Here is a 15,781-nt window from a genome sequence, read left to right as displayed (position 1 = left end):
GATAATTTTAGGATTTATCTAATCAAAATGATATCTTTACAGTATCTTATTTAAAATTGGGAGATTTTTATAGATTCAGTGAAGTTGTCAACTCAGGGGTATATTATTTAGCTTCTTTAACCACAAAGTATCAAGTTTAGTGGTAGATTTTATACTTAGTTGTCACAAAAAAAGTTGGGCAACTTGTCTGAAATTCATCATGAGTAAAGTAAACAAGTTACTGCATCACTGGCTGTTAAAGTCTGTTTCAGAGAAAGCTTTTGCTTGGCTGGAACAGAAGCAAGCACAGATTGCTAGCGGCACTGCTGAGAGAGTATTTTTTACGGCTTTTAGTGCTGTGCCGCGTTATCTAGGTAAACAGGATTTGCAGCTAACATTCCAGGACTTGGAAGCAGCACAGGATGTGATTCCCGGCTGGTATCCTGATCATTGGAGTGTAGATCAAGCTGGTCGCGCACTCTTGCTTTTAGCTTTGCCCCACGATGATGCTGAGGGCTATGTGCAAATTCTCAATAAATTCTTCTCCACTGCCGATATGGGGGAGTTAGTTGTCCTTTATCAAAGTTTGCCGCTATTACCACATCCAGAGTTACATCGCCACCGCGCTGCTGAGGGAATTCGCAGCAATATGAGTAATGTATTTCAAGCGATCGCACTACGAAACCCTTATCCAGCCGATTATTTAGATAATGCTGCTTGGAATCAGATGGTGCTGAAGGCTGTGTTTGTCGGTAGTCCGTTGCATCTAATTTGGGGACTCGATCGGCGTGCTAACCCAGAATTGGCGAGGATGTTGGCAGACTATGCCCATGAACGTTGGGCAGCTAAACGCTCAGTTACGTCAGAACTTTGGCGACCTGTAGGCCGGTTTGCAGATAGCGCAATCATCACAGATTTGGAAAAAGTACTGGCTAATGGGGATATAGACGAGCAAAAAGCCGCAGCCTTAGCTTGTGCTGAGTCTCCTTTACCCCAAGCGCAAGCATTACTTTCGCGTTACCCAGATTTACAGTCATCCATTCAACAAGGTAATCTGACTTGGAGCAGTTTTAGCCGCGATGCCTGCGGCGAGTTACGCTAACGCTTGGCAGTTTACAAATAGAAGGGAGTAGGGAGTGGGGAGTGGGGAGTGGAGATGAGGGAGATGAGGCAGCAGGGGGAAATGAAGGAGACAAAGGAGACAAGGGGGATAAGGAGAATAACCAATTCCCAATGCCCAATTCCCAATGCCCAATTCCCAATGCCCAATTCCCAATGCCCAATGCCCAATGCCCAATGCCCAATGCCCAATCATTAAACACACCATGATGTTCATCGATCCTCACATTCACATGTGTTCCCGTACTACTTATGATTACTTAGTAATGCGGGAATATGGCATTGTCGCCGTTATTGAACCAGCCTTTTGGTTAGGACAACCCCGAACCAATGCTGGCTCATTTAAAGACTACTTCAGCAGTCTTGTGGGCTGGGAACGGTTTCGTGCTAGTCAGTTTGGCATCCAACACTACTGCACAATCGGCCTAAATCCGAAAGAAGCTAATAATGAGGCGCTAGCAGCTGAAGTTATGGAACTGCTACCACTTTACGCCTGTAAAGAGGGAGTTGTTGCCATTGGTGAAATTGGCTATGACGATATGACAGAAGCAGAAGATAAGTACTTTTGTCAACAGTTAGAATTAGCCAAAGAACTCGATATGTTGGTACTAATTCATACGCCTCATCGTAATAAAAAGGCGGGTGCTAGTCGGAGTATGGATCGCTGTATTGAATATGGCTTAGATCCTTCACAAGTAATTATTGACCACAACAACGAGGAAACCGTTGAAGAAGTATTAGGACGGGGTTTTTGGGCGGCTTTTACGATTTACCCACAGACAAAGATGGGTAACGCCAGAATGGTAGAAGTTGTCCGTAAATATGGACGCGATCGGATAATTGTAGATAGTAGTGCTGATTGGGGTATCAGTGATCCTTTAGCAGTCCCAAAAACGGCTCAGTTGATGTTAGATAGGGGTATTCCTGAAGAACATGTGCGAGCAGTTTGTTATGAAAATGCTCTAGCTGCTTACAGTCAAACTGGGCAGATGAAAGCGTCAGACTGGCTCAATCCCCAATCTGTTGATCAGCGTCAGTTGTTCAGTGGTAATTCTGTGTTGCGCGGACAAGAACCAGGAATCAAATCAGTTTCAGATTATGTGTTGATTGAGTAGAAAATGGGTACAGACGCGATTAATCGCGTCTGTACTGGGGAGTAAATATCTGATTCATCTGTAATATGCGGGTTATTTTAAGAAATTACTAGGTAAGGAGACAGATAAGTGAATGTTGCAAGCTTAAATTTTCAAACCTGGCGGGGTTATCTAGAATTGATGCGTCCTGCTAATATTGTTACTGCTTGGGCGGATATTCTGGTTGGTTTTGCTGCTTCCGGCTCTGGGATTATTTTTGCTAAATTAATTAATGGAGAAGCAAGTTTTGCGACACTAATTCCATTAGCTTGGTTGTTATTAGCTACAACTGGTTTATACGCTGGCGGTATAGTTTTTAATGATGTTTTCGATGCTGAATTAGATGCAAAAGAGCGACCAAATAGAGCAATTCCTAGTGGTCGTGTATCTCGTCAAAATGCTAGTTTATTGGGAAGTATACTGTTTGCGATTGGTATTATAGCTGCTTTTCAAGTATCGTTCGTGAGCGGTGCGATCGCTATATTTATCACTCTTTCATGCCTTCTGTATGACTCACTCGCCAAACATCATGCTTTTTTTGGCCCTTTAAATATGGGTTTGTGTCGTGGTAGTAACTTATTATTAGGCGTAAGTGCTGTACCCGCAATCATCGGAGAACGTTGGTATTTAGCATTAATTCCTGTTCTTTATATTGCTGCTATCACCGCAATTAGTCAGGGAGAAGTTAACGGAGGTAAGCAGATTACGGGAGTACTAGCACTACTGCTAATTGCAATAGTTTTGACGGCAGTTTTAGCTTTAGGATTATTACCAGAGTATACAGCGATCGCAGCACTACCATTTGCGGCTTTATTAGCTATTAGAGTCTTGCCTAATTTTATCAAAGCTGCGCGTGAACCAGTAGCCCAAAACATCCGAAATGCTGTGAAAATAGGTGTGTTGTCTCTAATTATTTTAGATGCAACCGTTGCATCTGGTTTTGCTGGTTTATATTACGGTTTATTAGTTCTAATCCTGCTACCAGTTTCGATGAAGTTAGCACAACTATTTGCTGTTACTTAAATTTTAATGTATACACCCAGTAATACCATTAATCGGCTGTAGGGGCGCATAGATGTGCATTGGTGTTAACTTAAGATAAACGGGCGGTTAGAAACCGCGTCTACACAGACAAAACCCACCTCCGTGGGTTATAAAAGCTTGATTTTCTCTTAGTCCACGGAGGTGGACTTTGTTTGTGTAGCCGCGTTCACGCAGTGTGCCGCAGGCAATTCCATTCGCCAAGGCTTAAGTTGACTTAAGTTGACATGCATGATAGATGTGCGCCCCTAACCATGAATATGTAGCAAGTAGTTTGCGAAATAGTTTAAGTAAAAGAAAAGAGATTACATATATAAGGGATAAAGCTAAAAAATGAAAATTACAAAAGACAGCAAGTTTCACTTAACTTATTGCAGCAATATTCATCCTGGGGAAAGCTGGCTAGAGGTTTTCGCAAATTTAGAGAAGTATATTCCCGAACTCAAGTCACGTTTATCGCCTACAGAAGCTTTTGGTATCGGCTTGAGGTTAGCTGATGTTGCTGCAAAAGAACTTTTAGAAAATAATAACTTGGCTCAATTCCAAGCTTGGCTAAGTCAACAAGATTTATACGTTTTTACCTTAAATGGATTCCCTTATGGGGGGTTTCATCGACAGGTGGTAAAAGACCACGTTTATGCACCAGATTGGTCTACAGAAGAACGGGTTAATTACACATTAAACTTGGCAAAAATTTTAGCTACTCTGTTACCCCAAGGGCTTGATGGCGGAATTTCTACACTACCATTATCCTATAAACCTTGGTGGGTAAAAGACCAAGCAACTTTTGAAACGGTTCTGAAAAAGAGTTGTTTGAACATAGCATCAGTTGTTGTAGAAATGATTCGCATTCGTGAAGAAACCGGAAAGATCCTTCATATTGATTTAGAACCTGAGCCTGATGGTTTAATTGAAAATACCTCAGAAGTAATTGATTTCTATCAAAATTGGTTATTGCCAATTGGTGGTAATTACTTATCAGAAAAATTAAATATTGAGCAGAGTTTAGCAGAGACGAAATTACTAGAACACGTTCGGCTTTGCTATGATACCTGCCATTTTTCAGTTGAATATGAGCAGCCACAATCTGTATTTGCGCGTTTGCAATCGGCAGGAATTAAAATTGGCAAGATTCAAATCAGCGCTGCAATTAAAGTAAAAATACCTGCTGAGGTTGAAAAGCGTAGTTTGATAGTTGAACGCTTACGTCCTTTTGCAGAATCTACCTATCTTCACCAGGTAATAGAACGTCGCAGCGATGGTACACTCCATCACTATCCTGACTTAATAACTGCACTACCACATTTAGAGCAATCTCTAGCTGAAGAATGGCGCACTCACTTCCATGTCCCAATTTTTATTCATGATTATCAAATTTTACAGTCTACGCAAGATGATATTGCTACTGTTTTGCATCTACTTCAAACAAACAATGCTTGCTCACATTTAGAAATTGAGACTTACACTTGGGATGTATTGCCATCAGAAATGAAGATAGATTTGCTGACTTCTATTCAACGAGAATATGAGTGGGTATTAAAAATAATTCGTAATTCGTAATTCGTAATTTGTAAGAGAGGATTAAATTTATGCCTAAAACGGCTGTTATAAATGTCGTGGGATTAACGCCCAGTTTACTAGGAGAAAACACGCCGTTTTTATCTTCTTGGGCGGCTATTGGGCAAGTAGTTCCAATCAAAACAGTGTTACCTGCTGTGACTTGTTCTGTTCAGGCTACTTATTTAACAGGAAAATTGCCTGATGAGCATGGAATTGTCGCTAATGGTTGGTACTTCCGCGATGAATGTGAAGTAAAATTTTGGCGGCAATCTAATAAACTAGTACAGGCTCCCAAAGTTTGGGAAATAGCTAAATCAATTGATCCAAACTTCACTTGTGCCAACCTTTTTTGGTGGTACAATATGTATTCTTCAGTAGATTATGCCATTACGCCGCGCCCGATGTATCCCGCAGATGGCAGAAAATTACCTGATATTTATACTCATCCTAGTGATGTGCGATCGCAAATTCAATCTGATTTAGGAAACTTCCCTCTGTTCGATTTTTGGGGGCCAAAAACTTCCATTAGTTCTAGTCAATGGATTGCCAATTCAGCAAAATGGATTGAGGAACGTTATAGCCCGACATTATCACTAGTTTATCTACCACATTTAGATTACTGTCTGCAACGATTTGGCAACAATCAAACACAGATTCAAGCAGATTTGCAAGAAATTGATGCTGTTTGTCGGGATTTAATTGAATATTATCAAGCACGTAATACTCAGGTAATTATTCTTTCTGAGTATGGCATTACCCCAGTTTCCAAAGCTGTGGATATCAACCGTGTACTACGGGAAAATGGTTTAATTGCTGTGCGGGAGGAATTGGGGCGAGAACTGCTAGATTTTGGCGCTAGCATTGCCTTTGCTGTTGCCGATCATCAAATTGCTCATGTATATGTGAACGATCCGGCGTACATCCCGAAAGTGCGATCGCTTTTAGAAGCGACTGAAGGCGTAGCGCAGGTATTGGATGAAGAGGGTAAGCAAACCTACCATCTTGATCATCCTAGATCGGGGGAATTAGTTGCGATCGCTCAATCTGACGCTTGGTTTACCTATTATTATTGGCTTGATGATAATAAAGCGCCTGATTTTGCTAGAACTGTAGATATACACCGCAAACCTGGTTACGATCCTGTAGAACTTTTCCTTGATCCGCAAATTAAATTTCCTCAAGGAAAAATTGCTCTCAAGCTACTTAAGAAACAACTGGGTTTTCGCTACTTAATGGACGTGATTCCTCTGGATGCTTCCCTAGTACGTGGCTCTCACGGTAACATTACCACTTCTCCAGATGAAGGGCCTCTATTTATCACCCATCAAACTCACCTAGTTGATACAAATCGCATTGAGGCCACAGATGTTTGCTCGTTGATTCTCAAACATTTAGATACCTGAAGAGTCAAAACTACTTGCAGTTAGATCCGTGATTTTTCAAAGAAATCGAGGATCTGGAATTGCTGTAGGTGGATAATGGAGAGGAGTTCAGAAACTCGTTGACGGAGCTAAAAGACTCGTTGACGGAGCTAAAAGACTCGTTGACGGAGTTCAAAGACTCGTTAACGGAGTTAAAAGACTCGTTGACGGAGTTAAAAGACTCGTTGACGGAGTTAAAAGACTCGTTGACGGAGTTCAGAGGCTCATTGAGTAGATAAACAAAAATATTTACAGTCATTGCGATCGCACCCTTCGCAAAGCATATCGTAGAGAAGTAGTTCTAGGTTGTGCGATCGCTTTATTTTGGTTTGGTGCGATCGCAATAACATTGTGTAATTAATTATGTTGCCTACTTATTAGACTAGGATTTGAATCCCAGGCGGGTAATACAGCCGGTGCAGATTACCTAAATTACTGAAACCAACGGGAGACAAAAGCAACCATTCTCCTGAATCAAGGCTGACGATTCCGCCGCAAGAATTCCAGATTTTCACGAATGGTTATTGTATTGGGATGATTTGCCCCCAAACATTTTTCAGCGATCGCCAAAGCTTGGATATACAAAGGTTCGGCTTCACTGTATCTTCTCTGTGAGTAGTAGAGTAATGCCAAATTGTTCAGGCTAGTTGCCACAGAGGGGTGTTTATCCCCCAGCAGACGTTTTATCATCGCCAAAGCTTCGATATACAAAGGTTCAGCATCGCTGTACTTTCCCTGTGATTTGTAGAGTGCTGCCAAATTGTTGAGGTTAGTTGCCACATTGGGGTGTTCATCCCCCAGCAGGCGTTTTCTCATAGACAAAGCTTGGATGTACAAAGGTTCGGCATCACTGTACCTTCCCTGTGAGTAGTAGAGTGCTGCCAAATTGTTCAGGCTAGATGCCACATCCGGGTGTGATTTTCCCAGCAGGCGTTTTGTCATCTCCAAAGCTTGGATGTACAAAGGTTCGGCATCACTGTACCTTCCCTGTGAGTAGTAGAGTCCTGCCAAATTGTTTAGGCTAGATGCCACATCCGGGTGTAATTCTCCCAGCAGGCGTTTTGTCATGGACAAAGCTTGGATGTACAAAGGTTCGGCTTCGCTGTACCTTCCTTCTAAACGATAGAGTTCTGCCAAGTTGTTCAGGCTAGATGCCACAGAGGCGTGTTCATCCCCCAGCAGGTGTTTTCTCATGGACAAAGCTTCGATGTACAAAGATTCCGCATCGCTGTACTTTCCTTGTGAGTAGTAGAGTCCTGCCAAATTATTCAGGCTAGTTGCCACAGAGGCGTGTTCATCCTCCAGTAGGTGTTTTCTCATGGACAAAGCTTCGATGTACAAAGGTTCGGCATCGCTGTAGCGTCCCTGTGAACGGTAGAGTTCAGCCAAATTGTTCAGGCTAGTTGCCACAGAGGCGTGTTCATCCCCCAGCAGGCGTTTTGTCATCTCCAAAGCTTGGATGTACAAAGGTTCTGCATCGCTGTACCTTCCCTGTGAGTAGTAGAGTCCTGCCAAATTGTTTAGGCTAATTGCTACATCCGGGTGTTCATGCGTAAAACGTTTTTTAATAGAGGATAAACTTTGCTCATACCAAGGTAAAGCTTGCGCGTAGGCTCCTTGACCTTGGTAAAATCTACCCAAGCCGACAAAAGTCCATATTAAATCATCATCACTTAACCAAGCTTGGTAAACTGTAGGAACTTCCGCAAGATGAGGAATGGCAAGGATTGCTTGATCAATTTCTATCAGTGTGGGTGTCTCAGTAATATCTTTTGCTACTGCTACCATTGCTCGACAATAGCCGCGTTTGAATTCGTCAGCTTCAGGTAACTCTTCTAACTTCTGCCGCAATAATTCCTGAATGCGTTCATGAACTTGGTAGGTGTCCTCTGCCAATTCTTGCAGCAGATAACGCTCAACTAAAACAGTGCAGTTAGCTTTAAAGTCAAATTCCAAATGGTTAGCACTTGCTGCTGATTCTACCAAAGACCAAGGGATAGGAGCCAAAGCAAACAAACTCAACAGACAAGCTAATTTTTGCGCTTCTGGTTCTAAGCACTCCCAATTCAACTCAAAAGCTGCTGCTACACCAGACTCGCCTGCTGATGCTTGCTTCTGTAGCCGTGCGAGGATATCTGCTAGCATAATAGTCTCTCTGGCTCTCTGCACAATGCGGCTATTTTGTAAAGTTCAATAGGTACATAATCCACAAATCTGCAAAGTCCCTTAGCAAACTCTAATTCCTTCTCAACCCTATCTTTTCCCAGCAGGGTTGTTAATAATTCTAAGGCTGCATCTGGTGACAATTTACCTAACGGCAATGATGGATATGTTAACTCTGTGTTTTCACGAGTGGTAATTAACACCCTAAACCGAGAACCTTTGAGTGGTAAATAGGGTTGAATTTGCTTCCAGTCTTTGACATCATCAAATATCAGTAAAACTTTGCCAGCTTGCCAGTTATCCCAGCAATAGAGAATTCTACCCGCAGGACTAAATTTTTGAATAGACTCAAAAATCTTGAAGTCAAAAAACTTTTTGGAGATACCAAACTCTATTAACTGGGTTCCCAAATCAATACCTTGGGGATTTAACCAACAACATCCGCCAGAATAATCTTCCAAATATTGCCATGAGTATTGAATAGCTAACTCTGTTTTACCCACCCCACCTTGCCCAGTCATATCGGTAATAGTCACAATATCATTTGCTTGCAATCGCTGACGCAATCCTTCTATTTGATCATCCCTCCCAACAAATTTACGAGCTTGACTCTGTGGGATATTATGCGGGATATCAAACGGGTTGAAATGAGATTTTTCAATATCTCCATCCCAACTGCGGGAATAAAAATAAGTCGGCAGTTGTTTTTTATCTAAACTAGTAAATCGCTGCTTAACTGCCTCAGTAACTTCCCTCATATTCGGGGGAAAAGTCCCATTAGATGCGGCTAGAGCCTCTCTCACAGCTTGAGAAAAGTATCCTGTTTTATTTTCCGAATTTACCTTAGCTTGTTCTCCTTCTCGCGTAGCCAGTAACACAAATTGTTGACTATCTTGCTTTGGCTGACCACTCAAAAAAGCTTTGCCACCTAACTTAGTTGGTCTTCCCTTCGACTCTAAAACATAGTTGGCACAGGCATCAATAATACAAATATGATTACGAATCTGAAATCTATCTGAAGCCAAAAAATCTAATAAAGACTTTAAATGTAAATTCTGCCAATTCTGTTTATTGGCATCAGCACAAAGCAACCGACGCTCTCGTTCTGAGGTAATCAAACCATGTCCCGCCCAAAAAATGTAGAGTAAATCCCCTAACTTTGGGGATAAAAAGTTAGTCACAATGTCGGAGATATTTTGCTGTGTTGCTAACTCTACAGTTAACCCACATTCCCCAATTAACTGCTGATTTTCTTCCAGCGCTGATAAACATAACCGGATATTCTCCTTCGGCACACCGCGCCGATGCAGCCAATGAGCAAATTTCAGCGCGTCATCGGCTGGCCCCCCACCCGTCACATTCCAAGCAGTTTCGTGGTACTTTTCAATACCCACAATTAACCCAAATGTCCGTTCAGGTTTAGCCATCAATTGCATGATGACCTAGCCTCTCACGTTATGGGGAAAATGACCTAACCCCCCAGCCCCCTTCCCTGCAAGGGAATGGGGAAAATTTAAAGCCTCTCTCCTTGTAGAGGCTATGGTGTAAACACAAGTCTGAAGTAGTTTACGAATCTGGTTTTTACCCCACCCTAACCCTCCCCTTGTAAAGGGGAGGGAACTGGATTTCCGGCTTCCCCCCTTTACAAGGGGGGATTGAGGGGGGTAATTCGACTTGTCTGTACACCGTATCTTTGTAGGGGAGAGGTTTGGAGAGGAGTTTTCTAAATACCGTAAAAAGTAAACCATTATGGCAACCTCGAAATAATCGCCTCCCAGGTTTTGGCATTTGTCCAATAAGCACCGTGGGAACGGGGAAACGGTTGTCTGCTATCCACTCGCACATCCTGCACTCTATCAGGGAAAATTCTATTACCCACGTAACTGAGAAAATCCCGTAAATCGTAGATATTCAACCATTCCGGGAAATGCTCTGGCAATAACTGCCCATATTCTAAGCTGTAGAGGGCGTTAATCTCATATAAAAACGGTGCTTGGGAACCAACTGTTACCAATAATTCCACCTGAGACAACTGCTGCTGCACTAGCAAATCTACACAAGCGATACCTCCCAAGCTATGGGCGATTAAAACCACTGGCGGTTCTGCTTGGGCAATTTGTTCCTGGATAAACGCCCTGATTTTTTCACCCCGCGTCTGATACAACAAAATATCACCGGGCATAGGCGAAATTTTATCAGTTAGTTCAAGGCGGTTTCCTCTGACATAATTTGTTCCCATTGGCAAGGCTAATTCAACAAGTGGCTTTAATAACCAGCCACCCAATCCTAATTCCGCCTCTGTCAAAGCCAGAGTCAGCAATTCCACAACCTTATCCCGCAATTGGGCATCGGTGAGTATGGGGGGAAATTTTTCTTGCAGTTCGCTAATAAACATTGCTTGAGCCGCGATCGCTCTAGCTATTGGTGCATAATATTCACTCAAATCAGATTCGCAAACTGTGAGCAATGCCTGATGATACGGTTCACTGTGGATAACATCTTCTCGTGCTGGCTCAAATATTTCTGCAATTCCCGCCTCTTGCAACTTAGCTTGCAGTTGAGATGTCGGAGTGAGACTCGCTACACGAGATTGTAAAACATCCCCTGGTTCTTCCCCAAAAGGATTTCCTGACTCAATAGGTTTCAAAGACAACAGCCGTAATTCATACAGAGGATCGCGGTATAATTGCCCCCACAGTAAAATATCTGCGTCTGTTTCTGGCTGAGATAAAGCCAGTGTCACATCTTCCAAGGGTACTGATGCACGATTATCATTAAACTTTGCACCTAATTCACCCCAAAGGCAGCGAGCAACTTTGATGTCAGAACGTTGGGCATGAATCTTTTGCTCAATTATCTGAAAGGTTTCGTTGTATTCTCGTTCTCTAATGCCAGTGCCATGTACAAATATTACAGTAGTCATTGTGATCAGGGTGGCTAGCGATGCCTGGGTTGGGCTATGCCTACGCAAAGCTTTCCTCTGTATTATTCCTCACTACTTTCTCTGACACAAGTTGATTTTATTCGCTTGGTTTATTAAATACTTCTAAAATTTGTCGGCAAATCTGTTTGAGCTTATCCTCGATTTCACCAGAAGGCGAAGATGCGCCGACAATACTCCAGTTTTCTACCGTAGAAAGTCGCCACGCCTCGCCGCGATGATCAAATCCAGCTACCTCCACGCCGATCGCCCGGCGGTAATTATTGATGGGATCTTGATAAAATCGGATTTGAATTAAGATGCTGCGACTTCGCCAAGATTTGCTGATACCGGGAAAGTGAAAGCCAATATCTATAGAATCTGGATCAACTAACTCTCTGGTTTCCGGGTCATTCTTCCAGGGTTTGAGATCAGATTTGGCATCAGGAAACTGGAATTTGAACAAATTAACCACCGTAGCAATGTTGCTGGCGAGTTCAAGGTTCGTTGCCTGTTCAGCTGCGTTCACTAAAAAATACTCCTATATTGCGTCGGCATCTTCCGGGACGTGAAGACAGAAAAACCGCCAGAAGGCTTATACTATTGGTGTTTCAGCTTATCAAGACCTTTGAGATTTAGCAACTCTAAATCATACTTCCCTAACAATCCTGGTTACTAGACAGATACCAAAAATCGCTGCTTGTTGGGACTAGCTAACACCTTTTAAGTAATTATACTTAAAAAGCAAATGAAACTCTGGCGTTTGTAAAAAATATCGAGATTTTCTGCAAAATCCTTGGCTGATAAGAACGATAAATTACGCTAGCGATCTAAAATGACACTGTTAATCGGCAAAAAAAACAGTAATCAAGTTCAATGTATGGTGCGTCAACGCTCGATTTTTTCATTTTTCCTAGTATTATTGGCCACATTCCTAATTAGTTGTGGCGGCCCTGGTGTTGCGGTAGCACCTCCGACTTATACAGCAACGCAACTTGAAAGAATTCAAGCATACGTTCCTGAAATTCAGGCTGTGCGCGATCGCTCACAAGAGTTGAAAACGCTGATCCAAAGAGGTGATTGGATCAATGTGCGTAACTTTATACATGGGCCCATAACAGAAGCAAGGCTGAACCTGACTTATGTCACTCCCAACCTTCTGCCCAAAGACCAACCCGCAGCACGTCAAATAACGCGAGATTTGTTTAACGACCTGGTTAAACTTGATAAAGCTACTAGTGCTGGCAAACCTCAACTTGCCTTGACTAACTCCGAAGCTGCTTTGGCAGACATTGACAAATTCCTCCAGCTGCTTCCTAAAAGAGAAGAAAGTTAGGAATTAATAGTTAGGAGTTAATAGTTAATAGTTAATAGTTAGAAATTTAAAATTTTTAACTCCTGTACAGACGCGATTAATCGAGACGCGATTAATCGCGTCTCTACTCCTAACTACTCACTTCAAGCACAAATTATGAATGTAGTTATTATCGGTTGTGGTGTAGTTGGGGCTGCGATCGCCTATGAACTGAGTCAAGTAAAAGGGCTGAAAATCACAGTTTGCGATCGGCAACCACCAGCACAAGCTTCCACGGGCGCTGCACTTGGCGTTTTGATGGGCGCAATCAGCCAAAAAATCAAGGGCAAAGCTTGGCAGATGCGACAAACTAGCATCCAACGCTATGAAACCTTGATTCCTGAACTAGAAGCTTTAACAGGTCGCAAAATCCCTTTTAATCGTCAGGGAATTCTCATGCTTTTGCCTGATTCCTCACCTTCGGTAGAGGGGATCTCAGCATGGGAAAATTTAGTAGAAATTCGCCACTCTCAAGGCTGGCATTTAGAAATTTGGGACACGGCTAAACTCAAAAATATCTGTCCTCAAGTTAATCACGAAAAAATTACTGGCGCTGTCTATTCTCCTCAAGACCGTCAACTTGATCCTGTTGCCCTCACATTAGCTTTAGTTGAGGCTGCCCAGCAAAATGGTGTAACTTTCAAATTTGGTGTGGCTGTTTTGGATGCCCAAACCTCACCACCTGAGTCTTCCCCCCAATTTTGCGAACAACTTGAGACTACAGAAGGAAAAATAGCCGCAGATTGGTTTGTAATCGCAGCCGGATTAGGTTCAACACCACTGACGGCAAAATTAAATCAGATGGTTGATATTCGCCCCGTACTTGGGCAAGCATTGCAAATGCGTATGGGGCATCCATTAGGCAATCCTGACTTCCAGCCGGCGATAACGGGTAACGATGTCCATATTGTTCCTGTGGGTGGTGGAGATTATTGGGTGGGTGCAACAGTGGAATTTCCCAGCAATAGCGATGAAATACCGCCAAATCAAGAACTGCTGGAATCTGTTAGAGAACAAGCGATCGCATTTTGCCCAGAATTAGCCACAGCAAGGATTCTGGGCACTTGGTCGGGGTTACGTCCCCGTCCTGAAGGACGCCCAGCCCCAGTTATTGGTAAGTTACCAGGGTTTAGCAACGTCCTCCTAGCTACCGGACACTATCGCAACGGCGTTTTACTAGCACCCGCCACAGCTTATGCAATTCGTGAGATGATTATTCCTCAGGGAGTGGGGAGTGGGGAGTGAGGGGATGAGGGGGATAAGGGGGCAGGGGAAGCAGGGGGGGCAGGGGAAGCAGGGGAAGAAGAAGAACTATTGATTATTGACCAATGCCCAATGCCCAATGCCCAATGCCCAATGCCCAATTCCCAATTCCCAATTCCCAATGCCCAATGCCCAATATAGGAATATAGCGTGTCAATAACAGAACATAAAATCAATGTAGGTTCGCTGGAATGGTTTTATCGCGAATCTTTACCAATCGGCAGAACTGACTTAGCGCCTGTGTTGTTGCTACACGGCTTAGTTTCACAAAGTTATAGTTGGCGTCATATTATACCTGCTCTAGCGAATCAGGGTACAAGAGCGATCGCTCCAGATTGGATTGGTTACGGTTTTTCTGCAAAACCAGAAAAACGAGATTTTGCTTACACTCCTGATGCTTTTATCACAGCTTTAGAAGGATTTATTAAAGCGCTAGAACTTGAACATTTTTCTTTAGTTGTACAAGGTTTTTTAGGTTCTGTAGGACTACAATATGCGTTGCGCCACCCAGAACAAATTGCCAATTTAGCTATCTTAAATACACCCATTTCAAGTGCTGCCAAATTACCCTGGAAAATTAAACAAATGGGTTTACCTTTGGCAGGTGAAGTAATGACCCAAGACCCGCTATTAGTTGACCGGACGCTAGAAGGTGGTAGCCGTTATCGCATCGGAGATAAAGATTTAGATATTTATCGAAAACCATTTTTGAAAACTTCTGCATCTGGTCGAAGTCTCTTAGCAAGTATTCGCAATCTACAGCTTGATTCAGCAATGACAGAAATCGAATCTGGCTTTAAAGAATGGCAACAGCCAATTCTGATTCAATGGGGTATGATTGACCCTTGGCTACCTGTAGACATTGCCCAAAATTTTGCAAATTCTGTACCAAATACCGAATTAATAAAACTTAATAACGTCGGACATTATCCTCAAGAACACTACCACGAGGCGATTTTGGAAGACCTTTTACCCTTTGTGCGTCGTAAAGATGCTCATTGACAATATACCTCTGGCAAAAATCGATATTATAAAAATGAAACCAAGATTACCACAGATAAATCATAGATATTTATCTGTGGTAAAAAATAAATTCGGGGTTTTTGCTAGATTGATAAATGTTATCCCTGCCTGCATTTGTGAATTTTTTATTACCACTAAAAATGCACCACAACCACAAGTAAAGGAGATTAGTATTCATGGCTTATTCATGGTTTAAAGCATTTCATATTGTCGGATTTGTAGTTTGGTTTGCTGGTTTGTTCTACTTAGTACGTCTTTTTATCTATCACGTTGAAGCGAACGAAGAACCTGAGCCAGCACGAACGATACTGAAAAATCAGTATCAAATTATGGAAAAGCGCCTTTACTCTATCATCACTAACCCAGGAATGTTCGTGACGATCGCAATGGCTATCGGTTTATTAACCACTGAACCGGATGTTTTAAAAGAGGGTTGGTTGCATATAAAATTGCTGTTTGTTGCTATTTTAATTGGCTATCATCATTACTGCGCTCGGTTGATAAAGAAATTAGCAGTCGATGAATGTGGCTGGAATAGTCAGCAATTACGTGCTTTAAATGAAGCACCTACAGTTATGTTAGTAGCGATCGTCCTGCTGGCTGTGTTTAAGAATAATCTCCCTACAGATATCGCTGCCTGGGCTATTTTCGCGATGATTATTTTGATGGCAGTCACTATTCAACTTTACGCCAAAAAACGCAGGCAGGATAAAGAGAAGCTAACGGCACAGATAGGACAACCACAAGAACAAGGTTAGACAAAGTTGCCTGGAATGTCTCTCACACAAAGTAGAGGCGCACAGCT

The 15,781-nt window shown here is 42.5% G+C and carries 14 protein-coding genes and 1 pseudogene; 11 read left to right on the top strand and 4 right to left on the bottom strand.

Going from position 1 to position 15,781, the window contains the following annotated elements:
- Positions 1-199: 199 nt before the first annotated feature.
- The 7 genes and pseudogenes from HWQ23_RS32490 to HWQ23_RS32460 all read left to right on the top strand — a co-directional run.
- Positions 200-1,081: an EboA family metabolite traffic protein gene (locus tag HWQ23_RS32490; protein ID WP_292837870.1), complete on the top strand. Its 882-nt coding sequence runs from the start codon at positions 200-202 to the stop codon at positions 1,079-1,081.
- Positions 1,082-1,122: 41 nt separating this feature from the next.
- Entirely contained in the window at positions 1,123-1,308 is a 186-nt protein-coding gene (locus tag HWQ23_RS32485; protein ID WP_292837868.1) for a hypothetical protein, read from the top strand.
- Positions 1,227-2,213: a TatD family hydrolase gene (locus tag HWQ23_RS32480; RefSeq protein ID WP_292837866.1), complete on the top strand. Its 987-nt coding sequence runs from the start codon at positions 1,227-1,229 to the stop codon at positions 2,211-2,213. The genes HWQ23_RS32485 and HWQ23_RS32480 overlap by 82 nt, the downstream gene beginning before the upstream one ends.
- A gap of 108 nt (positions 2,214-2,321) precedes the next feature.
- Positions 2,322-3,254: a UbiA-like protein EboC gene (gene eboC, locus HWQ23_RS32475; RefSeq protein WP_365743459.1), complete on the top strand. Its 933-nt coding sequence runs from the start codon at positions 2,322-2,324 to the stop codon at positions 3,252-3,254.
- A gap of 351 nt (positions 3,255-3,605) precedes the next feature.
- Entirely contained in the window at positions 3,606-4,832 is a 1,227-nt protein-coding gene (gene eboE, locus HWQ23_RS32470; protein WP_292837864.1) for a metabolite traffic protein EboE, read from the top strand.
- Between the two features lie 29 nt (positions 4,833-4,861).
- Positions 4,862-6,235 carry an alkaline phosphatase family protein gene (locus tag HWQ23_RS32465; protein WP_292837862.1) on the top strand — a complete coding sequence of 458 codons (1,374 nt, stop codon included), beginning with the start codon at positions 4,862-4,864 and terminating at the stop codon, positions 6,233-6,235.
- A 124-nt stretch (positions 6,236-6,359) separates the two neighbouring features.
- Positions 6,360-6,488 (top strand): annotated as a pseudogene (locus tag HWQ23_RS32460) (hypothetical protein); the annotation flags it as partial.
- Between the two features lie 239 nt (positions 6,489-6,727).
- Here HWQ23_RS32460 and HWQ23_RS32455 read toward each other — a convergent pair.
- From HWQ23_RS32455 to HWQ23_RS32440, 4 genes are all read right to left on the bottom strand, one after another.
- On the bottom strand, positions 6,728-8,398 hold the full coding sequence (locus tag HWQ23_RS32455; protein ID WP_292837860.1) for a tetratricopeptide repeat protein: 1,671 nt from the start codon (positions 8,396-8,398) through the stop codon (positions 6,728-6,730).
- Positions 8,392-9,852 (bottom strand): NB-ARC domain-containing protein, encoded by a 1,461-nt coding sequence (locus HWQ23_RS32450; protein WP_292837858.1) that lies wholly within the window; start codon positions 9,850-9,852, stop codon positions 8,392-8,394. The genes HWQ23_RS32455 and HWQ23_RS32450 overlap by 7 nt, the downstream gene beginning before the upstream one ends.
- Before the next feature lie 311 nt (positions 9,853-10,163).
- Positions 10,164-11,339: an RBBP9/YdeN family alpha/beta hydrolase gene (locus HWQ23_RS32445; protein WP_292837856.1), complete on the bottom strand. Its 1,176-nt coding sequence runs from the start codon at positions 11,337-11,339 to the stop codon at positions 10,164-10,166.
- Positions 11,340-11,436: 97 nt separating this feature from the next.
- Positions 11,437-11,865 carry a hypothetical protein gene (locus tag HWQ23_RS32440; protein ID WP_292837854.1) on the bottom strand — a complete coding sequence of 143 codons (429 nt, stop codon included), beginning with the start codon at positions 11,863-11,865 and terminating at the stop codon, positions 11,437-11,439.
- A 351-nt stretch (positions 11,866-12,216) separates the two neighbouring features.
- On the opposite strand from HWQ23_RS32440, the gene psbQ reads away from it, so the two are divergent.
- The 4 genes from psbQ (at position 12,217) to hemJ (ending at position 15,734) form a co-directional block, all read left to right on the top strand.
- Positions 12,217-12,672, top strand: a complete 456-nt coding sequence (gene psbQ / locus HWQ23_RS32435; protein ID WP_292837986.1) for a photosystem II protein PsbQ — start codon at positions 12,217-12,219, stop codon at positions 12,670-12,672.
- Between the two features lie 135 nt (positions 12,673-12,807).
- Positions 12,808-13,935, top strand: coding sequence for an NAD(P)/FAD-dependent oxidoreductase (locus HWQ23_RS32430; protein WP_292837852.1), 1,128 nt, complete (start codon positions 12,808-12,810; stop codon positions 13,933-13,935).
- 168 nt (positions 13,936-14,103) lie between these two features.
- Positions 14,104-14,955 (top strand): alpha/beta fold hydrolase, encoded by an 852-nt coding sequence (locus HWQ23_RS32425; RefSeq protein WP_292837851.1) that lies wholly within the window; start codon positions 14,104-14,106, stop codon positions 14,953-14,955.
- Positions 14,956-15,152: 197 nt separating this feature from the next.
- Positions 15,153-15,734, top strand: a complete 582-nt coding sequence (gene hemJ, locus HWQ23_RS32420) for a protoporphyrinogen oxidase HemJ (RefSeq protein WP_292837850.1) — start codon at positions 15,153-15,155, stop codon at positions 15,732-15,734.
- The last annotated feature ends 47 nt before the right edge of the window (positions 15,735-15,781 follow it).

The sequence above is a fragment of the Nostoc sp. JL33 genome (assembly GCF_017114985.1).
Classification (GTDB): Bacteria; Cyanobacteriota; Cyanobacteriia; order Cyanobacteriales; family Nostocaceae; genus Nostoc.
The sequence above is the reverse complement of the archived record's forward strand: the minus strand, read 5'-3'. Positions and strand labels throughout refer to the sequence as shown.